The sequence below is a fragment of the Bacteroides caecigallinarum genome (genome assembly GCF_021531075.1).
Lineage (GTDB): Bacteria > Bacteroidota > Bacteroidia > Bacteroidales > Bacteroidaceae > Phocaeicola > Phocaeicola caecigallinarum_B.
In genome coordinates, this window is sequence record NZ_JADYTJ010000002.1 from 1 (window position 1) to 22576 (window position 22576).

A 22576-nucleotide genomic window follows, 5' to 3' on the forward strand; every position below is an offset into this window, starting at 1 on the left:
GCTGAGGAAAAAGGACGATTTGGTTGGGATTGTAAGAACGAAAATGTATCTTTGCCATATTAGTTTTGATTATGCTTAAAGATACAAAATCTTTAGGACATAACAAAGCCTCGGCTTGGGAAAGTCGGGGCTTTGTCATAAAAAAAGAGGGCATGCATTTTGACACACCCTCTTAAGCGGTGCGTACGGGACTAACGGAGTCTTTAATCAAAACTGATATTCAGTCTGTTATAAGAATCTTCCATAAAAAGCACCCAGCTCTGCACCTGCTTCATTTCTATGTTTTTCCGATAGGAATTTGCCTTGTTCCAACATTACAAAGTTAATGATTTATATTGGATAATCAAGCGGATAAACATTATTAATGCCAATCAGACTTTCAAGAATGTAGCTACCAAGAGGAAAGGAACGATGAGATTATGTAATGTAATCAAGCTGTACTTCACTTGTAACATCCATTTATCAAATAAATTGAGTTTAATATAGCAACGCTTTGAGGAATAAAAAATATTTCATTAAATTTGCGTGATAGTTTAATTTATTAGATTTACAGCTATGAATAAAGACTTGAATAGAATTAAGGTTGTCTTAGTGGAGAAACACCTGACAAGCAAATGGCTTGCGGAAAAATTAGGTAAGTCAACTTGTACAGTGAGCAAATGGTGCTCTCAAAAGTCACAACCAGATTTGCAGACCATGAACCAGATTGCGACTCTGCTTGACGTGAAATTAAGCGAACTTATTGTGGATTGAGAGATATCTTTTCAAGTTTATTTAACGTACGACAATGAAAATTCCATTTGCGATATCAGCAAGAACAGCGCATCTTATTGGTATGGAGAACTTTGCCAATGCTGAAGGAGCTATTATAGAGCTGGTAAAGAATGCTTATGACGCGGATGCGGATACTTGTGTAGTAGTGGCAGATATCCGAGAAGATAATGTAAAATCCAAACTGTTCATAATTGATAATGGTTCAGGAATGACAGATGAAATTATCATCAAGCATTGGATGACAATTGGCACGGATGATAAGCTTCTCAATGCCCGTTCTTCAAATAAAAAGCGTGTTAAAAGTGGGGCAAAAGGTATTGGTCGATTTGCTTTGAACAGATTAGGGACTTCTGCAGAGATGTTGTCTTTTGCTAGTAACGAGTTTGGCAAAGGTTATGTGTGGAATGTTGATTGGAAAAAGTTTGATAAAGCACGTGTGCTTTCGGATGTAGAAGCAAACTTAGAAGAAATTACTATTGACTATTTGGCAAGTAAACTTAATGAATATGGCATTAACAGATTGCCAATATATGACAAATTAGTTTCTGAAAATTTTCACGGAACAATCCTTTGTATATCCCATCTGAATGACGATTGGAATGACGATGCTCTGAATGGATTGTTGAAGAACCTTGAGATGCTCATCCCCGCAGAGTTACAATCATCTTTTGAATTGTATCTGTACAAGATGCATGATTTGCAGTGGAGTGGAAAGGTTAATCCGATGGAGTATGAGGATTATGACTATAAAATTTCTGCTCAGTATGAAGGAGGTCGTGAAATACAGATAAAGATTGAGAGAAATGAATTGAACTTTTCTAAACTTGAAACATTTTACAGCAAAGTATTTCTGCGAGATGCAATGAAAGTAGAACCATTTCGTTTAGAGGATTTTCAAAAAAGAGAAATCACTCAAACTATTCAAATAAACGAAAAGGTTGATGCTAATCTGCTAGAGCAGGTCGGGAAATTTGGATTTACATTCTTCTTTCTAAAAAATACGTTAAAGGATGATCGAGACAAGGATGGGAATCAAAAATATCCATACAATTTATTTGATGAATCAGCCCGTACTCATTGGCTTGACAGGTTTGGCGGTGTGCGTATCTATCGCGATGAGTTCCGTGTCCGTCCGTACGGAGAGAACGGGGATGATTGGTTGGGTTTAGGTCGCAGACAGGCAAAGAGTCCTGGTGGTGCCGGTCAGAAAATGGGCGGTTATAGAATCCGTCCCAATCAGATTGCTGGTGTCGTCAAGATTTCAAGATTGACAAATGCGGCTTTCGAGGATAAATCAAGTCGAGAGGGTATTCAAGAAAATGCGGTTTTCGCTTTGTTTAAAAATCTGTTGTTGCAGATAATCTCGGCTTTCGAGCTTGATCGTAATACCATCATGTACAATCTGTCGGAACTGTACAAAGAAGAACATCCACAGACAGCACAAGCAAAGGAGATTGCCAATAAGGCTCTTGAGTCTAAAGATGAGAATTTGTCGAAAGAAGCAGAAGATTTAAAGATTCTTGCTGCTGATTATAAGTCTTTGGAGACAGAACTCAGTGACAAGGAGGCTGAACTTTCAATGCTTCGTGGACTGGCGAGTATGGGAATATCTTCTGCTACATTTACCCATGAACTCCGAAGCGTAATGCTTCGTCTTTTACCGAGAAACGAGTTGCTTAAGAATATTCTTCTGCAATATCTACCAGAAAAACAGTTTGAAGGAATGCGTTTCGACAATCCATATCAGGAGTTAAGAAACATGAAAGCAGAAGACGAGAAACTTTATAATTGGCTCCTTTATTCTTTAAACTCAATACGTCGAAGTAAAAGGGATTGGGTAGATATTGATTTGTCGAATTACTTTACTTTGTTTATTGAGTCATGGAAGCCTATCCTATTAAGAAAATTGATACATATTGATCTCCAATTAATAAACATGGATGGTACGTTCCTAAAAGGATTCGAAATGGATTTGGATAGTATATTCAATAATTTTGTAACAAATTCCATATCTGCATTCCTCACTTCAAAGGAAGAGAATAAAACGATTTCAGTACGTGTGAGCAATGACCATGGATATGCTGTAATAGATTTTGTTGATAATGGTATCGGACTTTCTCAAGAATATAAAAATACCCCAGATGTTATTTTTAATGCTTTCGAGACATCTATAGTGGATAATCAGAACAATAAGATTGGCACTGGCATGGGATTGTTTATCGCGAAAGGCATTATCAGCAAATATCCGGATGCAATGATTGCATTACTGCCTGTTGAGAAAGGCTTTGGAATAAGAACAATATTTAAGATCAAATAATTATGAACGATAAAATCAGATTAGTCTATTTAGATGAAGATGAGGGCTGGCAGTCACAAGCTCATTCTGTACTGAAGAACGACTTTCAGCTTCACATTCCACAATCTATGCCTCAAAATATAGAAGATATTTGGCGGGAGATATGCGAATTCGATGCACAAGCTGTATTAATTGATTATCGCTTGAATAATACAGGGGTAGTATCATATACTGGCGATGATGTGATACATGTACTTCATCGTCACAACAAACATCTACCAATGTTCATTATAACATCATTTGAGAGTAATGCATTAATAGAGTGTAAAGAAGCCCAAATAATCCGTGGTAAAGAATTATTTACTGATGCAAATCAGTACGAAAAGCTAAAGAGTATTATTACGGCAAATGTAAATAATTACAATAGTCGTAAGGCTTCGGCTGAAAATATAATTAAACATCTTCAAGATAAAGTTTCCAAAGGAGAGAACTTGACAAATGAAGAGTCGGTCGCAAGGTTTGAGGCTGAACTTTACTTGTCAGAGTTGGATTTGGATAATAGCGTTCATGCTGATTTGATTACAAGCAAATCAAATGAGACATTAGAGGAATTGTTGAAAGTCGCCCAAAGTATTGTTGATTTACACAAGAAGTAAACTATGTCAGATTTCAGAAAAATAACCCCTGCTCGTCGAGAATCAGTACCAGTATATAAGACTCATAACGAATATAAGCCATTGCTACGCGAAGATTTTCATCAACGCTGCGGTTATTGTGGGGATCATGAGTTCTTTAGGGATACTTATTATGAGGTTGATCATTTTGTCCCTAAAAAGAGCCTTGTGAACATATCTCCTACAGAATATTCTAATTTGGTTTATTCATGCCGATCTTGCAATAATTCCAAACGCGCAAAGTGGCCTACGGGGGATGAGAATATACATAACGATGGGAAACAAGGTTTCATAGACCCTTGCGATGATGCTTACGCAGCACAATTTGAGAGACTGGCAGATGGCTCTATACACTCAATTACTGATCTTGGTGATTGGATGTGGTCTGCACTTAATTTTGGAAATCCTGCTCACCGAGTGAGATGGAAGTTAGAAGAAATTAAAATTATGCTTAAAGAATTAGATGAAGTGAACATTGATTCGTTGGAGGAACTAAGAGCCAAAGAAAAACTGAATAGATTATACCACAACCTAGAGGAACAATTAAGAGGAAAACCAAAATTTGACTAATCAATGAACTCTCAAATTTTCGCATATCTTAAACGAAAACAACTCACAGATACACGGACAGTTAATCGCCTGTTCGTGTCTTCTTTTGTGTCGCTTAGTGATCTGAAGATTGAGAATAATCATATTATAAAAGGATTGCTCATAGACAAGGATGATAAAGATTTTGACTTGTTGCAGGAATTTATATCAAAGATTCGCCATTTCCATCCTACACCAATGACAATAGAAGACATGATTAGTCTCTTTGAATTTGTCGTTTCGCCAGCTGACCGTATTGTAACAGGAGCCGTTTATACACCTAGGTCTGTAAGAAAAAAGATCATTGAAACTTGCTTAAATACAATGCCAAATGAACAAATGCAACATGTTCGTGTGGCAGACATCGCTTGTGGTTGTGGTGGTTTTTTAATGGATGTTGCATTGTTTCTACGCAATAATACAGGGAGGACATTTTGTGATATTTATCAAGAATCAATATATGGGATTGATGTCCAAGAGTATTCTGTGGAAAGGACAAAAATCCTGCTTTCACTTTTAGCCTTGCTTTATAATGAGGATTTAGACTTTGATTTCAATATTCTTCAAGCAGATACACTAGATTTTAACACAGCGGAATGGAATCAGACTTACACGCATTTTGATGTTATTGTTGGCAATCCGCCATACGTTTGTTCGCGCAATGTAGATGCTATCATAAAGGAAAAGATGTTGCAATATGAAGTTTGTCTGTCTGGACATCCAGATTTGTATATTCCTTTTTTCCAAATAGCAACGGAAATGCTTAATGATGGTGGAAAGTTGGGCTTCATCACAATGAATAGTTTTATCCGCTCAGTCAATGGTAGAGCTGTACGGAATTATTTTTCTCGTGGAATTCATGATATTTCAATATTGGATTTTCGTGGTTATCAGATTTTTCAAAAGAAAAGTACATATACATGTCTTTTCTTCCTCACAAAGAATCAAGCATCAGATACACTACATTATGCCGTTAATGAGAATGGAGATTTAAACGTAACACCCAAATATACTAATATCTTATATGATCAACTTGATAACAAAAAAGGGTGGAGTCTCAATGATTTTGATGCAGTACGCCAAATGGAGTCCACAGGAATTCCTATTGGCAAATATTGTCAGTCTCGCCACGGTATAGCTACACTTAGTAACAAGACTTACATATTCAAACCTGTCGCAGAGGACGATAACTATTATTATTTGGAATCTAAAGATGGACGCTACCCTATAGAAAAAGCAATATGTAGAAATGTCATCAATTCCAACAAACTCAATTCGGAGGTTTCTTTCGAAAGCATTATCGAGAAATTGATTTTCCCATACTGTATTAATGAAGGGCGAGCTACAATTATTGAGGAGTCAGTCATGAAGACCATTTTTCCTTATACTTATACTTATCTTTTATCCCAACGCAAACAACTCGCTACACGTGACAAAGGCAAGACAGATAAGTATCCCACATGGTATGCCTATGGTAGAACTCAGTCGCTCATAATGCCAAGATATAAATTATTCTTTCCGAAGTTCGCAAACAAGCCTCTTCATTGCGTTTTGAAAGATGATGCAGACCTGATGCTATACAATGGCGTTGCATTTGTTAGCGATGACCTTGAAAAGTTGCAAGTCTTGAAAAGCGTTCTTGATAGTGATCTTTTTTGGAGCTATCTTGTCAAGAACGCAAAACCATATTCAACTGGATACTATTCGCTTAGTGGAGTTGATATTAAAAATTTTTGTATTCCTACTATTAAAAAAAGAAATGTGCCATAGTATAAAAAAACTCTAATAAGCTTTTTAAGCTATTTTTTTTAAGATGAATACAGAAAAGAAAATTCTAAAAGAAAACGGTCTAACAAACATCGACGAACTCATAGATTCCCAGTTCGGCAAACTTGGAACATCGGAACGTGAAAGATTCCGTGAAGAAGCCCGTACCTATGTAAACGGACATGCTAAAACTGCGGAATGTAAGATTTCCCCAAAGGAACGGAAATAACCGACTTTTCCTGTCCATTCCGGCGAGCCGAAGAACACTACCTCCGTAACGTCAAATTCTTCTCTGATGCAGATGAAAAGAGGTGGTTATTTGAAAAGTCCGCACTTAGCAGTCTGATGTATCTGGTTGAATGCTAATATCCTACAAGGTTCACCAGCAAATAATGTAGGAATTGAACCTATTTTTGTAAGCAATGCCGAACTACAAAGATGCAAACATTTGATAATAAACACATTACATACCATCCAATTACTCCAAGGCAGATTGGGGATCTGGGTTCGGGCCCCAAGCGGATCCGAACCTATTTCTATGACCTAAACAAATATCTGAAAACTACATATTTACTTTATTTTCTTCTCTTATTTCATTTAATCTAAAACTATTAATAATCAACAATTACATTCCATTCAAAACCATAATCTATGTCTTATCCGTGTCCTATGCATCCGTCTGTGATATGGACACAATTAATATTTATTTTTTATGAGACATAGTTTTTCCATCTACTTCTATCTGAAACGTAGAAAGCTTCAAAAAGACAGCAAGTCAACAATCATGCTCCGCATCATAGTCAACAACAAGGCCGCAGATGTAAGTCTGAAGACGTCCATCCTACAGGAGCATTGGGACAAACAGAACAGGCGTGTTTCCGACATGAATCCAGAAGCACACGACATCAATGCATACTTGGACAAAGTAAGTTCCACATTGCAGCATCATTACCGACAGGCCCAACTAGAAGGAAAACAGCTTACGGCAAGCATGCTGAAACAACGCTTCATGGCCACAGGAACCAATCCGCCTTCCCTTCTAGAGTTGTTTGACAAACAGGTAAAAGATGCGGACAGGCTGGCACATGCCGGACAAATCAGCATGTCCCATTCCAACAGACATAAACTAGTCTACAGGCGGCTTGAGGAATTCTGCAAGAAAATGGGCAGACAAGATATGCCACTGGAACAGTTCAACCGGCAGATGATATACGAACTAGAACTTTTCTTCAGGACTGACTGCAGGCTATCAATCAATACAACAGCCAAGATGATGAGTATGGTAAGAAAAGGAATCCTATGGGCATACCGGTGCGGAATTATCCTGACCAATCCGTTCTCAACTTACCGAATAAAGAAGGAAGAAAGCCAGAAACAATACCTGAACAGGCAGGAAATAATAAGAATAATGGGCAAGCGGCTGGATATTCCTAGACTGGCTTCCATCCGTGACATATTCATCTTCAGCTGCTTCACAGGCATCTCCTACTCAGACATCTGTCGGTTGAGAAAGGATCAAATCATTTCAGATTCTGACAAAAGCATGTATATCCATCTGTACAGGACCAAGACCAACCACCCCGCATTCATCCCTCTCCTTCCCCAAGCCAAGAAAATAGCAAGTTTTTACATAAGAAAAGGCGAATCGGAATACCTATTCCCGACCATCTCGAACCAGAAAAGCAATGCCTACCTTAAAGAGCTTGCCGACATCTGCCATATAAGAAAAAGGGTGACATTTCATTGCTCAAGATATGGTAATTTCTCTTTCTCGCTGAAAGCAAGCCATTTGCATAATTGGGATTCGCGACAGGTAACGATTTAGAAACGAGTACAGTTCTATACTCTGCATTATTTTGCACTATTCAAAAGAACGCTATATATGATACAAAGATACAATTTTTTTTGCAGAAAATGAATTTGTTAGAAATATAAATCAATCAACCTCATAGAGTTTTTACTAGTTAAACCTTAAAGTATCCCATAATATTTGGTATATTTGCACTTAAATATGAGATATAATCCCAAATCAAGAAGCATGAATAAGATAAAGATGGTTCTAGCCCAAAAAGGCATAAAACAAAAATGGCTTGCGGAACAATTGGGCAAAAGTTTTAATATGGTGAATTCTTATGTTCAAAATAGGACTCAGCCAAGTATTGAGACTTTATATAAGATTGCTTCAATATTAGAAGTAGAAGTAGATGAACTTCTATACTCAAAAGAAGATATTAAAAGAATGAATAATGTAAATCTGCAATAATATGGCAACAGCGAATCAACTAAAAATGCTTGTTAAAAGTCATTTTGAAGAAAACAATGAAAAATTCAATACCATAGCATTGCAAATTGCTGCACATGAAGCAAGATTAGGACATACTAATCTTGCCAATGACATTCGCAAGATTATTGAATCATCCAAAAATAATAAACCCAGATTGAAGAATATAGATTCTAATCTTCAAGGTCTTTTTTTGGAGATTTACCCACAAGAAAGGTTGTCGGATTTGGTTGTCTCACCTCAGATAAAGGAACGAATTGAGCGAATTATCCATGAATTTACATATAAGGATAAGTTGTTCAAACACAATTTGGAGAATCGTCGTAAAATACTCCTTTCTGGTAATCCAGGAACTGGTAAAACTATGACAGCTTCAATAATTGCAAACGAATTGAGGTTACCTATCTATGTTGTTCTTATGGATAAAATTGTAACTAAGTATATGGGTGAAACAAGTGCTAAGTTACGACAAATATTTGATTTCATAAAAGATGTTCCTGCTGTATACTTATTCGATGAATTCGATGCTATAGGTGGTCAACGTGGTAAAGATAATGAAGTTGGAGAAATGCGTCGCGTCCTAAATTCTTTTTTACAATTTTTAGAAAGAGATCATTCTGATAGTTTAATAATAGCTGCAACAAATAATCTGGAATTATTAGACCAAGCTCTCTTTAGACGTTTTGATGATGTTATCCGTTATCAATTACCTACCGATAATGAAAAACTACAACTTCTAAAAAATCGGTTAAATGGGAATCTTAGCAATAAGGAAATAAAAGATTTATTACCAGAACTTACTTCATTGAGTCATGCAGAAATAAATCAAGCTTGCTTAGATGTAATAAAAACATCTGTAATATACGATTTACCTATAAAATTTGATTTAGTAGTAAAAACAATACGGGAAAGAAAATCTGCTTATAATTTAAGTGCTGAATAATGGATAAGTACAGTCATATCATTTTACCTGAGCAAATTAAAGTATCAATAAAATACTCTCCAAGAGGTAATGGAGGTAGTTCTCCTGCGATACCTGTCAGAGATAGGAGAACTCATGCTGAGAATTTGCAACATCAACTAGAGACAGCTCACTCTGAAAATGAGCGTATCAAGATGGAAATGGAAGCGGTTTCTTTACCTGCCAGAACTGGTACTTATTTGGAATTCTCAGGTGCTCCAGCTCATGAATTAGTTACAAAAAGTTTAGAGGATCAACAATCAGGAATAAGACTACTGAATGTAAGAACAATTTGTGATGAAAATACAGGCGAACAAACATTTGCTACTGTTTTTATCCCTCACGGAAAAGAAAATAAGTTTGTGGCTAAACTAAGCAAGTACGCACACGAAAACACATCAAAAGGAAAGCCTAAGAATGATAAACTTTTCCGTAGTATTGAGAGTATTAATATTGCATTGCTTAAAGCTTTATGGACTGATAATATTAGTGATTTTCCTACCAATAATATTGATTGGTATGAGGTATGGATACGTACTAGTGATTCTGAGGAATTATCTAATCAACATGATGCATTTATCGGAATTCTAAATACATTACAAATAGAATATAAAGAAAATTCTATACTCATATTCCCGGAAAGATCTGTAATTCTAATAAAAGCAAATTTAGCAATTCTTACAAAACTGTTGCAAAGTTCTGACCAATTGGCAGAAATTAGATGTGCTAGAAGTTTAACTGATTTTTTATTTAGAGAATATCGTAGTGAACAAAACGAATGGGTTCAAGATTTACGAAACAGAACGATAGTTGATCCAAATTGCGATTCTGTTCTCTGTGTTTTAGACACAGGTGTAAATAATGGACATCCTCTTCTCGCTGATGTAATTAAAGATGAGCATTGTGCAACGGTAGTTGGAGAAGGTAATGCGGATAGAAATGGGCATGGGACCTGTATGTGTGGAGTTGTCGTGTATGGAGATATGGCAAAGGCTCTAGCTCATAATAATATTGTTCCAATTCATAATTACATTGAATCCATCAAAATCTTTCCATATAATACCCAAAATCCCAAAGAAGCTTGGGGATATTTGACAGAACAGGCAGTTGCGATTTCTGATGTCACATTTCCAAACAAACCTATATGCTATTGTATGGCAATAACTGCTGAAGATTGTGAAAACGGTAGACCTTCATCTTGGTCAGGCTCCATTGATAAAATCACATATAACAATGGCCATAATGGTAAATTATTTCTAGTTTCTGCTGGGAATATTAGAGATATAAACGGAATTGATAAAGAAATAATAAGACAATATCCAAATGGAAATTGTTTGCGCCCTATTCAAAATCCTGCACAATCTTGGAATTGTATGACAATAGGTGCTTATACAGATATCGTTGCTGCCAACAATCAAGAGTTGCAAGGATATCAAAGAGTTGCTCCAAGTGGAGGAATAAGTCCTTTTACTCGTACGTCTAAACTTTGGGAGAAATCATCATTGATAAAACCAGAAGTAGTATTTGAAGGAGGTAATTTATACAAAACTAATGACAATCAAATACCTTTTTCAGAAAGTGAGGCCCTTCAATTAATAACTACGAGCAAGAATTATGCTGTTAATGGTTATTTTGATTCTATAAATGCAACTAGTGCAGCAACCGCTTTAGCTCTGAATTTTGCAGGTAAACTCCAAGCTAAATATCCAGGCTTATGGGCAGAAAGCATTAGAGGGATTATTGTCCATTCAGCAAAATGGACACAATGCATGGAACAACAATTTCCCGCAAATAATCGGAAGGGAATGGAAAATAGGTTGCGACATTGTGGTTATGGAGTACCATCGGAAGATAGAGCTCTTTTTAGCTATGGAAATGGTTTAACTTTTATAGCACAAGAAGTTATTCAACCTTTTATCAAAGAAAGAAGGGATAGTGATGCCAAGATAAATGAAATGCATTTTTTTAATTTCCCATGGCCACATGAAATTTTAGAGGATTTAGCGGAAGTAGATGTCTCGATGAAAATTACATTATCATATTTTATTGAACCAGCTCCTGGGGAAATTGGATGGAAAGATAAATACAGATACGCTTCATGTGGATTACGATTTGATGTTAATAGAGAAGATGAAGACGAGAGGGCCTTTAAATTAAGAATCAACAAGGCAATTGAAGCCGAAGAAAATGAAGAACGTGGAAAGAATGATTCTGCTAGGTGGTTAATTGGTGCTGATAATAGGAATAAAGGTTCAATTCACTCTGATGAATTAAGGTTATCAGCAGCCCAATTATCAACATGTAATTTAATAGCTGTATATCCGATTGGAGGTTGGTGGAAAACTCGTAAAAATTTAAAGAAATACAATAATAAACTAAGATATTCATTAATTGTTTCATTGGATACGCCTATTGAAGATATAGACATGTATAATGTTGTAAAAACCAAAATCGAAGCAATCATTCATACTCCTATTGAGGTGGAAATTCCAATAAACGACTAAAAATATAGGCGTTCATTCTCAACTGAAGTGAACGCCTATATTATACAATCCTACAACTTTTGACGAATACGGTATTTATTTCACCTCCAAGAATCTCATTTGGAATGCATCAGGAAAGATAAATTTCTTTTCTCCTAATGCAAATCTGACATAGATAAACTTCTCATTTTTATTGATTTTTACGACTGTTCCTTTGCCAAACTTCTTATGAACTACAGTACTGTCAACCGCTAATTTCTCAAGTCGTTTTTTGAGATTACGATCCTCTTTCGTTGATTGCACAGATGGTGACTTCGCAGTAGTGAGCTCATTTACAGACCGAGATTGGACAATTGGTACAGAATGAGGTTGTAAGGCCTTTGTTGTTCCTTGTTCAGTTTGTTTTTTATTGACTATCTCAGTACCTTTTGAATAGGAATCAGAAGCTACCTGTGTCATTGAGGATTGCTGACTGTAGAAGAGTTTTTCATACTGTTCCTTGCGGATGGTAGTATCCCAGCCACCTACTTCGTCTGCTATATGTCTATTGATACCAGTATATGTCAGACTCGCATCTTCATAGCGTTTGAATTTGAAGATAGCGTCGTTCATCAGCGGTGCATTAAATACACCGAGTGAACATAGCATATTAAAGTCCTCGACACTTAAACCTGTAACTTTCTTGAACAGTCCTGGCTCTAACTGTGTAATGACATCTTTCAGGCACCTTTCACGATAGTCGGTCAAATACATAAATACGGGAATACGAGTAGCAAACTTTATCAGTTTCTCTTGAATCTGTTTGCGTTTACTCTTCATTTCCTTTTCCTCGTCAGAAATTTCCTTTTTCTCATTTGGGGTTGGATTGGGATTTTCTTTCTTTGCCTTTTTGACGGCCTCGGATTTATTGATGATGGTAGTAAGGTCATTGTTCAGGTTACGGAAGCCTTCTATATTCATTAAGGCTTTCATGGCTTCAGGACTCGCAAGCAAACGTTTCAGCGTATCATTATCTACATTTACAAGCAGGGCTGATTCCCATCGTTTTGCCAATAGCGTAGCCGAAGTTCCAGCCAAAGCGATATCCAAGATGTCTTGTGCATCAACTTCCTTCATGCTGCTTCCATCATAAGCCAGCACAGGAAGAAATTTTATGAACTCACCGACTTTTGCCTCTGGGTTGGATTCATTGATATCCAGTCTGCAACTGTAATCAGCTATTTGTCGCAAGGCTCTGTCAAGGGCGAAGTCAAAAACATAGCATTCATTTTTCATTATGATACGTCTTCCCTTCTCATCCTTTACTTCCCATGGACTTTGAACTCTAAATGCTGCCTGAAAATATGTTTCCGGACTTTTCAAATTACGGAGCATGAATATCCCAGTCCAAGGCTTCACCGTAACACCTGTTGTCAGCTTGCCACAAGTCAGCGTTATTGTCTTTGTTGTAAGTGGATCCCCCATATTTGCCAAAACTGGATACAAGGCATCCAAACCAATACCAGCTGCAGTTCCAGCACATACTATCACTTTGTAATCGTGGTAAAATTTGTTTTGTCGTTGAGCAAGCAGATTTGCCATAGCGAAACAAGATGCGACATTAGGCAAAAACCAAAGTGTATGAGAAAGTACATTGAGTAATCGAATATCACTGAATGGCATTGGGGGACGTTTATCCTGTCCTAACTTCATATCATCTATACTAGCCGGGAGGTATGAGCCACGAATAAGATTCAGCCATTTCTGTACCTCGTTTTCATATTTGAATCTGGCATTTGCCCCTTTGCCTTCTGCTGCGAAAAACACATTCAAATCAAACTCATCAAATTCACCTTGCTTTGCTACTTCCTGTATTTCATCAGGCATACGGTAAGTAAGCATTACCATTCGTGGCAGGGCCAGATATGGATTACCACTACCTTTCCATTCCGTTTTGGCTCGCTGTTCATCAGAATAAGTCCAGTTAAAGATCTGTTCCTCTATAAATTCTCCGGTATTGATGGCTCTAAATGGTGTTCCTGAGAGAAATAGATAATATCGTGTTGAAATAGGAAGCCATGTTTCATTGATGGCATTGCTCGCTTCATCTTTCTGATATTTTTCCGCATCAAAATCTACCTCATTTTCTTCATCTTCCTTTTCAAACAATTCCTTTGCTTTCTCTTTCCAGGCTCCGAAGTGATATTCGTCAAATATTACCAAATCCCAATTTGTCGAATGGATAAACTCATTCTTGGTCTTTATACCTCCATTTTCGTTTGTGCCAAGCAAATCTTGAAATGAACCAAAAACGACAATAGGTCTTGATTTATCCGCACGATTAAACTCTTGGTCAATATTCAGGTTATTGTTGCGGGCATCTTTATTGGATATGTACTGCCATCCTTCAAAATCGATATGGGATACAAGATCTTCTCTCCAAGCCGATTCTACAGCAGGTTTGAATGTAAGGATTAAAATCCGCGATAAACCCATTTTCTTTGCCAGCTGATAACTGGCAAATGTTTTCCCGAAACGCATTTTGGCATTCCATAAAAACTTTGGGGTGTGGCCAGGTTCTTCTTTGAGAGCTTGATCAAAATATTTTTTAGTCTGTTCTACTGCACGAGACTGTTCAGGACGCATTTTGAAATCTTGCGTTCTGTTCTCCTTATTTTCCAAACCTGCACGAAGGGATAATATAGCTGCTTCAACATCAGATACTGAACATTTGAACCACTCATCGGTTTTATCAAGAGGATTCAATCGATGACAACCTTTGTTTTCAAGAATCTTGTGTATATCCTTATCTGTAAAACAAGAACCGTCATTAGCCATTGCTGATTCCACTAATACAATCTCATACTTGATTTTACTCGTGTGCAGCTGTTCCTCAATACGTTCTTTAGCACTACGATCAGTATAACCGATTTTCAAATATCCTTTATGTGAATTTACTTCAGGCAATCTGTAGGCATATATTGTCGGAGTAACAGCAGGTCGTTGGGGGAAGAAGTTTTTTTCCATAAATTACTTCATTGGTCGTATCATTGATTCAATAAACGCGATTTCTTCTTTTGTTAGTCCATACTTAGCATACAACTCTTCATCAGTCCAGGATTTAGAATAATCTTGAATAGGAACAAATGCAAAAACGCCTTTAGATATATTTTGAGTATTCTTTATTAGGGACATCATAAATCTAAAGAACCTTGTGGTCATATATGAAATAAGGTTTTGACCTTCAATCTTGTTATTAACAAAATCTACAATCAAATACGTTTCTGTGCAGACTGTATTTACATCTGCATATAATGGAGTAGAAATAATGCTGTGGGGATATTCATCTCCACCAGGACTAGCTTTTGAAACCAATACTTTCTTTTTGTCTTTCCAAGCAATATTTTTAGTTATATATCGTGGTTCTATAAATACTTGTTTCTGAGAAGATTTACTTCTATCGCTACGAAATAGAGTTATATTTGCTTTGCTTGATTTTTTTAATTCATAATTTTCAAAATTCGAAGGTATTCCAAACGGCAACCTCGATTGCACTCGGTTATCCATTGTTTCTTCTTTAAAACTGCGTACTTTATTTAAGATAGAGATAGCTTCATTGTACCTGATAAAAGTTGTTGAATTACCTTCAAGTAAAGGTCTTTCTATAAAAGATGTAACAATGTTACCTTTATGGTTGTAAATTAGACAATCCCCTTTTTGATCCCTATCCCATAAGAAATAACACACTCCGCCACGAATGTTAATTCCTGGGAAGCAATCAGATGTTTCTGGGAAATCATGAATTATGCGTAGATGTCTGTCATTCAGCATTTCATCTCTAAAACTATCAAGTCCCTTACCACCTGAATACCATCTTGCAGGAATAATCATCGTTAGATACCGAGGATTAAGCTTTATGGCGTTTTTAACAAACTTATCATATATAGGAGTGGCACTGCTGCCTTCTCCTCCTCCATCATTCATTTGATAAGGTGGATTGCCTATAATCACATCAAATTTCATATTGAATACTTTGTGTATATCTAAGTTGTGGATAAATTGATAAGCGTGGGTTTCAAGTTCCGTTCCACGATCATATTCATTTTTCGAAGCCCCGCAATAGATACATTTACCATCTTTCCAAGTATGTCTAATACGTTGGAAGATTATATTTCCTTGAGGCTTTTCTTCAGGAAACTGATACACTGAAAACTCTCCACTCGGATATTTACTACAATAAACGCTTCGACGAGAAAGTAAACTCGTGAGTTCTGTAATAGCAATACCAAAGAGTTGCTTTGAAAATATGTGCTCTATACGTTTTTCAAGATCAGGAATTTGTTTTTCAAGCCCTTTTATCAGTCTTTTGGCAATTTCCCGTAAAAACACACCGCTTTTGCAGCAAGGATCAAGGAATGTCGTATCGGGATTTTCAAACAACTCTTGCGGCAGCATATCAATAATCTTGTTAGCCAATTCCGGTGGGGTAAACACCTCATCATTGCTAAGATTTGCAATACAAGACAGCACATCAGGATTATATACATTTTGAAACAAACTATTTTCCATAATCCTGAACCTTTTTATAGTGAGTGATATATCTGCTTAAGAATATGCCGCCCTCTTCTTTTTGATCTTCTGTTAGGGCAAAGAGGTTTCCGTCACTATTATCGTTGTAAAGAAGAAGATCTGACATAGTATAGTCAGAGCGCTGCATCTGAGTACCACCGATCAGTGTCCATTCTGAAAAGACTATGGGGGCTGTAGTATCGTTACCATCAGCATCGACACACATCAGTGTTAGCGCATTTCCGTTGATGATATTTCGGCTGATAATAAACTTAGCCGCTTGACGAGCTTCGTCCGAAGCCTCGGCTTTACAATGGTCGGTGTATTCTTCATTCCAAATTGAGAATAAGCGTTCACGACAAGCATATACATTGTCGTTCATTATATCTACACCGTACAAACTGCCTATGGCTACGATCGCTTGCTTTTCGTAGTCACGGGGGCTCTTCTTATATTTTCTTCTTAATTCTGCGAGTTTACGTCTGAGTATGGCAGAAAGGAAGTTCCCGTCACCACAAGCTGGTTCCAGAAATCGGGAATCCGGTCTCAAACACTCATTTTTTACAAGATCCAACATCGCGTTTACCTCACGCTCTGCTGTGAATACTTCACCTCGTTGTGCAACTCTTTCTTTAGACTTTATCTGATTCATATTCCATCTTACTAAATCCCTCTACGTAAGAGGTAGTATGACAGATGGAATATCCTGGTTATCAGTTGTTATTTAAGTCTCAAAACTCAAATCTGATAAACAATTCTATGTTTTTGAACATTGCAATATGCTTTTATTGGTTCTTAAATAGTAACAGTTGCTATATTTTGAGTAATTTCGCAGTAAATTATGTCTCTCTTACGTAGAATGTGATTGTTTTACTAAACACTTCATATGGTTCTACAAATCCTTTAATATCTGTTCGTTAGCTTTGTCCACTACGGAATTATCCAATGAGGCCAGATAAATTTGTGTGGTTGCCTCGGAATCATGTCCCATTCCTTCACTGATAACCGAAATCGGAATGTTCTTGCCTTTGGCTGCGCTTGCCCATGAATGGCGGGCACAGTACATGCTCAGAGGAACGGATATATCGGCCAGTCTGGCTATTTCTTTCAGGTTTCGGTTTATTCCGGACATAACATTCCTGTAATGCTTGTGCGTATCCTTAAAAGGATATTTCAATACCGGCAAAAGATAAGGACTGAGGCTGTCTTCCGGGTATTTGCCGACAATCTCCTGCATATATTTTTCCCACCTGATAACCAGCTGCTGCCCGGTCTTTCGTCTGCGATACGATAAAAATCCGTTCAGAAGATCTTTCTTTTTTAAGTGAGCCATATCTATGAACGACATGCCACGGGTATAGAAACTGAACAGGAACATGTCCCTTGCAAATTCCAGATTAGGCTGTAAGGACAGATCCAGATTCTTCATACGTTTGATGGCGGATAAGGGAACGGCACGCTTGACGGTCTTGTCCACTCCCGTATAGACATGCCTGAAAGGATTGCGCTGTTCCATCAATTCCTTTTCCAGGGCACGGTTATATACCGCCCGAAGGATACGCATGTAGAATGAACTGGTATTCCGTACGGCCCCTTTCCCATGAAGGTAGGCTTCATAAAGCTGCATCAAATCCGAATCAATTTCGGACAGCAGAACATCCCTGTTCCCTCTGAACTGCATGAAACTTTTCAGGGTGCAGGAATAATTTTCAGCCGTGCGTATCTTGCCCATCTGTTTGAGACGGGCTATGATGCCCTGCATGAAGTTGAAAAGCGACTGTCCCTCTGTGTTGCTTTGAAAAGAAGCGACAATATCATCTGCCGTATATCCGGCTTTCCGGTTATCCAGTTGTCGGATAATCATGTCCAGTCGCTTCAAGTCCCACTCCATGCGTTCCTGCAAGGAAAGGAGCAGATTGCTTCGTTCCGAGCTGCCGACAATGATACAACTTCCAGCTTCGTTCCATTCATTCGTAAATATCCGGTAATCCGTCTTTAACTGACGGATTACACGGTTCTGGATAATCTGATAATAGATGGTACCTTCTTTCCCCTCTATGGTGGAAGGTCTGAATTTCACTTTGACACTGGCCATGGGCTTACTTTTTAGGTCCGTCCGTAATAGACTTGTCCTTGATGGACTTCGCCTTGCTGTCCAGTTCTCTCGCGGCCTGTTCCTTCAGCCGTGCCTGCTCGGTCAGGGTGGCCTTTCTCCGTACCGCTTCCTCGTAGGCTTCCACGTCCTCACGCATCTGTTTTATCCGTTCGTTGTTCCGGTTCGGGCCGAAGAGGTTCTCAAGTTCCAAAAGTTGTTCTGGGGTAGCCTCTCCTTTCATCTTGACATAACGGTACTTCAGATCATTATCGGCCTGCTCGTTATCTGTTCTTGCCGAAAAATAGAGCGCCACGGACAGGGCCACGATTGCCGCGAACATTACGGAAAAACTCCCAAGAATGTACGGGGATTCCAAGCTCAGGCTGAAATGATGGTTGATGTTGCTTGTCTTGACGGCATTCTTCCTGATTGTGTCATTGGTCTCACAAAACAGGGCTTCCACTTTCTCCTGGTGCTGACGCTGTTCATTTCGTATTTCCGACAAGACCTGTCCAAGCCTTTCCTGTGACGAGTTTTTCCTGTCCATGGAAACCATATCGTTCTTGATGGCAGCAAGACCTTCGCACATGCGAACCAACAATTTGCGAAATGTCTCATGACCATTCCGGACTTCATTCAGCACGGACTCATCCTTTTCATTGTTAACTGTCGGGCTATTACCTTCCGGCAAGGGAATGGACAACCCGTTGATTTTGTTCTCGATTCTTTCCAGGCATCCGAAGATGCTCTCGATACATTCTTCCAATTTCATATTCCTGCAATTTTAATGTTCATGAATAATTTGAATGGGAAAGGACGGACTACAATCCGAATCCTTTCCTCTTTTGTTTCTTCTTCCTGCGTCTGCGCAAGAGTTCTTCCTGAGGTAACGGCTCTTCGGAGGCGGTGCCGTTTGTCGGACTGAACAGTCTCGGTCCCGTACTTTCGAGGAGATGACCTCCGCCCGGTATCCTTTGCTGCACCTTTCGTTCGGATTCCTGTCGGGATTCCGAGGGGTTCCAGCTCAATCGGGCATTCAGCTTGGCAAAGCTGAACTCCCGGCTGATTTGCGAAGCCTTGAAGGTCTGTCCATCCTTGGTGAACCGGATTCCCTGTATGTCCTCCGTTTTTTTTATCTCCCTGGTGCGCTTTACAAATTCCAGCCTGATGCCCCGGCGAAGCAGGTAATCGTTGAACTCTTTCCATGTTCCGGAGTGCTTCAAAGCCGCCTTGACGGCATTGAAGATTTCGTATTTCACACGCTCCGAAGCATGGAGTTTCTCCACGTTAGTCTTGCCTTTGTCCTCGGCGTATGTCAGCCCGTACCTGTCCTTAAGCACTTTCGTGGCGATTTCATTACGCTTGTAATCGCCTTGGGAAGAGATTACCTTGCCGTCATATCCGATGCGGTTATAGACCAGGTGGCAGTGCGGATTGTCCGTATTATGGTGCCTTACCAGAATAAATTGGGTGTTCCTTATACCCATCAGCTCCATGTATTCCCGGGCTATTTTAGCCATAAATTCATCTGTCAGCAGTGCCTTGTCCTCCGCCTTGAAGCTCAATGCGATGTGCCCGACAGGTTGTTTGATCTTCGGATTAAGCTCCCGCTGGTAGTTGAAACTGTCCGTTATTTCCCGGATATTTCCCAGCAGTACACCGTCGGAGTCGATGATTTCCGCGTTGTCCTTGCCCATCACGTAGCGGATACAGCCGCCGAAGGATTTCCCTTTCTTGATCTTGCCAATCATGACGGCCTCCTTTCTCCGTACCTGTACCGGACTATAATCTCCTTGAGTTTCTGCAGGAGTTCCGTCACCGTCCTTTGGGTACGGTGGAATCCGGCCTGATGGGACAGACGGGTCAGCTGGTTCAAGTTGTTTGCCATACCCATAAGACTGCGTATGACGGCAGTTTCCTCGGCAGAGTGCCTGGCTGTTATCGTCGCCTCAAAGGCTGATATGCGGAGAAATTCCGCCAGCGTGAGGTTAGCCTGCCTGCTGCGTCGGCACAATCGTTCATAGTCTATTTTGGAGAATTTCACTGTAACGGCTTTGCTGAGTTTGCACACTCCGCTTACCCGGGGACGTCCCCTCGGTCTGTTTTTCTTTCTGTCATTCATATTTTCTTCGTTTGATTTTTGATTATTCTTTTTCTCACAATCTGCGACCACCGGGAGCGGATTGCCTCCACTCTTCGGGAGTGGAGCGAGGTTTTCGGGATGCCCGAAAGATAACCTCGCTAACTCCCAAAACTGAAGTTTTGTCCATTACTCCGCCAAGGCGGCTGCTGACTGTCTGAATGCTATGATACTTGAAGTCAGTAAGTCTGTCATTCCGGAAAATATCACAGTTTTCTCCACTGCTCGAAGTCTTCCGAGTAGATTTCAAGATGCTGCCGGGCGATGTTCTCAAGCAGTCCTGAAACGCTCATTTTACGTCCTCCCAACCTGCGGACAAACTCGTCCAGCCTGTCACGTACCTCGCCGCTTACGAACACGGGCTTGCGGTCTTCGATTCTCGGAACCTGAAGAAAGGCCTTCCGGTATTCGTCCAAGGAAAGTTTCCTTTGCCTGCTGCTTATACGACGTTGAGATGAGAGAACTGCTTCCTCTTTTCCGGTTGATGGTTGCTGGTTCTCGGATGGAGTATCGGTCTGTTCTACTGTCCTTTCAGACTTTTCTTTCCCGGTATCATTCAAGGATGATTCACGGGCAGTCTCAATGCTGCCATCTGACGGGAGTATGAGTGACATGTCCGTACCTGTCATAGCCTCCCATTCTTCTTTGGTCAATTTCTTTTTTGTTACCATACATTTTTGATTTTAATCGGTTTACTCACTGGTCTCGGTGCGCACCTTGACTCGTTGTCGTGAGCAAAGGAAATGTGTATAGTGAACAGAATCAAGCAAATGGAGATACCGTGGCAATTATGTTACCCTATGCACAATACTGATTGGGCGGTCGGTGCTGCCTGCCGTGATTTGCCGGAGTGATTTCTCCATACCGGATTATTCAAGCGGATTCCGTTTATAAAGAAGGCTCATTGTATGCAGTTGATATGTAACATGATGTCATTCCTGGCAACGCATCGTCACCGGTCTGAAAATCCATTGCAGTATGATTTCTACTGCTTTTATTTGCAGTGGGAACAGAGAAAACGGTCACGTTTCCTGCCTAGAATAGGACGCTGATATATGATGGAATATCGGCTGTAAAAGACCTGTTCTGTTCCGAAGATTTGAATATATGTTTAACTGAAAATAAAGAAGACAATGGAAATCATCAGCTTTGAAAAAAGGACTTTCGAGGAAATAGCTGCCAAGCTGGATCGCTTCGTGCAGCGGGTGGAAAGTCTGTGTCGTGAACACGGCGGGAAGGAAACAAGTGAATGGATGGACAACCACGAGGTCTGCCGCAGGTTGCGTATCAGTCCGAGGACCTTGCAGACCCTGAGGGATAACGGGACGCTTGCCTTTACCAAAATCGGGAACCGGACTTACTACCGTCCTGACGATGTGGAGCGAGTAGTCGGTAACGTGGAGGACAAACGCAAGGAAGCCCGCTGGAAAGGCAAGACCATTTGAACGAGTTTCAAGAATAATGTATAACCAATATCAAACGCGTATGAGTAATGAAATCAGAGAAAAGGACCACGAGTGGGTAAAGACGTTCCACTCGAATTTCGACAGGCTGCTGGCCCTGATCGAAAGGGTGTTGGAGAAACGGCAACCGTCTGCCTATGGAGATGAACTGCTGACGGACAAGGAAGTGGCATATCTGCTGAAAGTGAGCCGGAGAACCTTGCAGGACTACCGCAACAACGGCATTTTGCCTTATACACAGGTAGGCGGCAAGATTCTCTACCGGGCTTCCGACATAGAAAAGACACTGATGAAAGGCTACAAGGAGGCATACAGATACAAAAGGAGCTAACATCGCAAGCATCCCCCACAAAGAACACACAAGGATTTTGATTTTTCTGGAGGGAGCGCAGTTTGCCGTCTGCCCATTTTATTTGTGTTCCTAAAAAATAGCCTTTCCAAATGATAGAAAAACAGCATATAGTATTAGACCCTATTTGAACCAATCCATATGCTGTTTTATCTTT

Annotated in this window: 20 protein-coding genes; 12 read left to right on the forward strand and 8 right to left on the reverse strand. The window is 39.4% G+C overall.

All coding sequences use genetic code 11. The features are described 5' to 3' along the window. The first annotated feature begins 555 nt into the window (after window positions 1-555). The 10 genes from I6E11_RS00735 to I6E11_RS00780 all read left to right on the forward strand — a co-directional run bounded on the left by I6E11_RS00735 (window position 556) and on the right by I6E11_RS00780 (window position 11845). Complete coding sequence (locus I6E11_RS00735; protein ID WP_087384143.1) at window positions 556-753, forward strand: helix-turn-helix transcriptional regulator; 198 nt, start codon at window positions 556-558, stop codon at window positions 751-753. A 34-nt stretch (window positions 754-787) separates the two neighbouring features. Then, window positions 788-3091, forward strand: coding sequence for an ATP-binding protein (locus I6E11_RS00740; protein ID WP_087384146.1), 2304 nt, complete (start codon window positions 788-790; stop codon window positions 3089-3091). A gap of 2 nt (window positions 3092-3093) precedes the next feature. Further along, a complete protein-coding gene (locus I6E11_RS00745) occupies window positions 3094-3726 on the forward strand; it encodes a hypothetical protein (RefSeq protein ID WP_087384149.1) in 633 nt (210 codons plus the stop codon). A 3-nt stretch (window positions 3727-3729) separates the two neighbouring features. Beyond that, window positions 3730-4314, forward strand: a complete 585-nt coding sequence (locus tag I6E11_RS00750) for an HNH endonuclease (protein WP_087384152.1) — start codon at window positions 3730-3732, stop codon at window positions 4312-4314. Window positions 4315-4317: 3 nt separating this feature from the next. Then, window positions 4318-6102 carry an HsdM family class I SAM-dependent methyltransferase gene (locus I6E11_RS00755; protein ID WP_087384155.1) on the forward strand — a complete coding sequence of 595 codons (1785 nt, stop codon included), beginning with the start codon at window positions 4318-4320 and terminating at the stop codon, window positions 6100-6102. A 43-nt stretch (window positions 6103-6145) separates the two neighbouring features. Then, a complete protein-coding gene (locus I6E11_RS00760; RefSeq protein ID WP_022510850.1) occupies window positions 6146-6328 on the forward strand; it encodes a hypothetical protein in 183 nt (60 codons plus the stop codon). Window positions 6329-6811: 483 nt separating this feature from the next. Further along, window positions 6812-7924 carry a site-specific integrase gene (locus I6E11_RS00765; protein ID WP_235335952.1) on the forward strand — a complete coding sequence of 371 codons (1113 nt, stop codon included), beginning with the start codon at window positions 6812-6814 and terminating at the stop codon, window positions 7922-7924. Window positions 7925-8137: 213 nt separating this feature from the next. After that, window positions 8138-8362, forward strand: a complete 225-nt coding sequence (locus I6E11_RS00770) for a helix-turn-helix transcriptional regulator (protein WP_235335953.1) — start codon at window positions 8138-8140, stop codon at window positions 8360-8362. A 1-nt stretch (window position 8363) separates the two neighbouring features. Then, window positions 8364-9323, forward strand: coding sequence for an AAA family ATPase (locus I6E11_RS00775; RefSeq protein ID WP_235335954.1), 960 nt, complete (start codon window positions 8364-8366; stop codon window positions 9321-9323). Continuing rightward, entirely contained in the window at window positions 9323-11845 is a 2523-nt protein-coding gene (locus I6E11_RS00780; protein WP_235335955.1) for a S8 family peptidase, read from the forward strand. Before I6E11_RS00775 ends, I6E11_RS00780 begins: the two co-directional genes overlap by 1 nt. A gap of 75 nt (window positions 11846-11920) precedes the next feature. On the opposite strand, the gene I6E11_RS00785 is transcribed toward I6E11_RS00780, so the two are convergent. The 8 genes from I6E11_RS00785 to I6E11_RS00820 form a co-directional block, all read right to left on the reverse strand. Further along, window positions 11921-14830, reverse strand: coding sequence for a GIY-YIG nuclease family protein (locus I6E11_RS00785; RefSeq protein WP_235335956.1), 2910 nt, complete (start codon window positions 14828-14830; stop codon window positions 11921-11923). A 3-nt stretch (window positions 14831-14833) separates the two neighbouring features. Continuing rightward, the gene (locus tag I6E11_RS00790) at window positions 14834-16372 is read right to left on the reverse strand and encodes an Eco57I restriction-modification methylase domain-containing protein (protein WP_235335957.1); all 1539 of its coding nucleotides are present in this window, start codon (window positions 16370-16372) and stop codon (window positions 14834-14836) included. Further along, window positions 16362-17024: a DNA methyltransferase family protein gene (locus I6E11_RS00795; RefSeq protein ID WP_235335958.1), complete on the reverse strand. Its 663-nt coding sequence runs from the start codon at window positions 17022-17024 to the stop codon at window positions 16362-16364. The genes I6E11_RS00790 and I6E11_RS00795 overlap by 11 nt, the downstream gene beginning before the upstream one ends. 240 nt (window positions 17025-17264) lie before the next feature. Then, a complete protein-coding gene (locus tag I6E11_RS00800; protein ID WP_235335959.1) occupies window positions 17265-18467 on the reverse strand; it encodes a site-specific integrase in 1203 nt (400 codons plus the stop codon). A gap of 4 nt (window positions 18468-18471) precedes the next feature. Continuing rightward, the gene (locus tag I6E11_RS00805) at window positions 18472-19239 is read right to left on the reverse strand and encodes a hypothetical protein (protein ID WP_235335960.1); all 768 of its coding nucleotides are present in this window, start codon (window positions 19237-19239) and stop codon (window positions 18472-18474) included. 49 nt (window positions 19240-19288) lie between these two features. After that, entirely contained in the window at window positions 19289-20218 is a 930-nt protein-coding gene (locus tag I6E11_RS00810; protein ID WP_235335961.1) for a relaxase/mobilization nuclease domain-containing protein, read from the reverse strand. Continuing rightward, window positions 20215-20589: a plasmid mobilization protein gene (locus tag I6E11_RS00815; RefSeq protein ID WP_235335962.1), complete on the reverse strand. Its 375-nt coding sequence runs from the start codon at window positions 20587-20589 to the stop codon at window positions 20215-20217. Before I6E11_RS00815 ends, I6E11_RS00810 begins: the two co-directional genes overlap by 4 nt. A gap of 224 nt (window positions 20590-20813) precedes the next feature. Beyond that, complete coding sequence (locus I6E11_RS00820) at window positions 20814-21278, reverse strand: DUF3408 domain-containing protein (protein WP_235335963.1); 465 nt, start codon at window positions 21276-21278, stop codon at window positions 20814-20816. A 462-nt stretch (window positions 21279-21740) separates the two neighbouring features. Here I6E11_RS00820 and I6E11_RS00825 point away from each other — a divergent pair, with 462 nt between their 5' ends. Both I6E11_RS00825 and I6E11_RS00830 read left to right on the forward strand, forming a co-directional pair. After that, window positions 21741-22052, forward strand: a complete 312-nt coding sequence (locus I6E11_RS00825) for a helix-turn-helix domain-containing protein (RefSeq protein ID WP_013618156.1) — start codon at window positions 21741-21743, stop codon at window positions 22050-22052. A 40-nt stretch (window positions 22053-22092) separates the two neighbouring features. Further along, on the forward strand, window positions 22093-22401 hold the full coding sequence (locus tag I6E11_RS00830) for a helix-turn-helix domain-containing protein (RefSeq protein WP_235335964.1): 309 nt from the start codon (window positions 22093-22095) through the stop codon (window positions 22399-22401). The last annotated feature ends 175 nt before the right edge of the window (window positions 22402-22576 follow it).

Coding starts and splice junctions, on each gene's coding strand:
- I6E11_RS00800 (WP_235335959.1), bottom strand. CDS start 18,467: ATGGCCAGTGTCAAAGTGAAATTCAGACCTTCCACCATAGAGGGGAAA.
- I6E11_RS00805 (WP_235335960.1), bottom strand. CDS start 19,239: ATGAAATTGGAAGAATGTATCGAGAGCATCTTCGGATGCCTGGAAAGA.
- I6E11_RS00785 (WP_235335956.1), bottom strand. CDS start 14,830: ATGGAAAAAAACTTCTTCCCCCAACGACCTGCTGTTACTCCGACAATA.
- I6E11_RS00770 (WP_235335953.1), top strand. CDS start 8,138: ATGAATAAGATAAAGATGGTTCTAGCCCAAAAAGGCATAAAACAAAAA.
- I6E11_RS00740 (WP_087384146.1), top strand. CDS start 788: ATGAAAATTCCATTTGCGATATCAGCAAGAACAGCGCATCTTATTGGT.
- I6E11_RS00775 (WP_235335954.1), top strand. CDS start 8,364: ATGGCAACAGCGAATCAACTAAAAATGCTTGTTAAAAGTCATTTTGAA.
- I6E11_RS00745 (WP_087384149.1), top strand. CDS start 3,094: ATGAACGATAAAATCAGATTAGTCTATTTAGATGAAGATGAGGGCTGG.
- I6E11_RS00790 (WP_235335957.1), bottom strand. CDS start 16,372: ATGGAAAATAGTTTGTTTCAAAATGTATATAATCCTGATGTGCTGTCT.
- I6E11_RS00810 (WP_235335961.1), bottom strand. CDS start 20,218: ATGATTGGCAAGATCAAGAAAGGGAAATCCTTCGGCGGCTGTATCCGC.
- I6E11_RS00755 (WP_087384155.1), top strand. CDS start 4,318: ATGAACTCTCAAATTTTCGCATATCTTAAACGAAAACAACTCACAGAT.
- I6E11_RS00750 (WP_087384152.1), top strand. CDS start 3,730: ATGTCAGATTTCAGAAAAATAACCCCTGCTCGTCGAGAATCAGTACCA.
- I6E11_RS00795 (WP_235335958.1), bottom strand. CDS start 17,024: ATGAATCAGATAAAGTCTAAAGAAAGAGTTGCACAACGAGGTGAAGTA.
- I6E11_RS00780 (WP_235335955.1), top strand. CDS start 9,323: ATGGATAAGTACAGTCATATCATTTTACCTGAGCAAATTAAAGTATCA.
- I6E11_RS00820 (WP_235335963.1), bottom strand. CDS start 21,278: ATGGTAACAAAAAAGAAATTGACCAAAGAAGAATGGGAGGCTATGACA.
- I6E11_RS00735 (WP_087384143.1), top strand. CDS start 556: ATGAATAAAGACTTGAATAGAATTAAGGTTGTCTTAGTGGAGAAACAC.
- I6E11_RS00830 (WP_235335964.1), top strand. CDS start 22,093: ATGAGTAATGAAATCAGAGAAAAGGACCACGAGTGGGTAAAGACGTTC.
- I6E11_RS00825 (WP_013618156.1), top strand. CDS start 21,741: ATGGAAATCATCAGCTTTGAAAAAAGGACTTTCGAGGAAATAGCTGCC.
- I6E11_RS00765 (WP_235335952.1), top strand. CDS start 6,812: ATGAGACATAGTTTTTCCATCTACTTCTATCTGAAACGTAGAAAGCTT.
- I6E11_RS00815 (WP_235335962.1), bottom strand. CDS start 20,589: ATGAATGACAGAAAGAAAAACAGACCGAGGGGACGTCCCCGGGTAAGC.
- I6E11_RS00760 (WP_022510850.1), top strand. CDS start 6,146: ATGAATACAGAAAAGAAAATTCTAAAAGAAAACGGTCTAACAAACATC.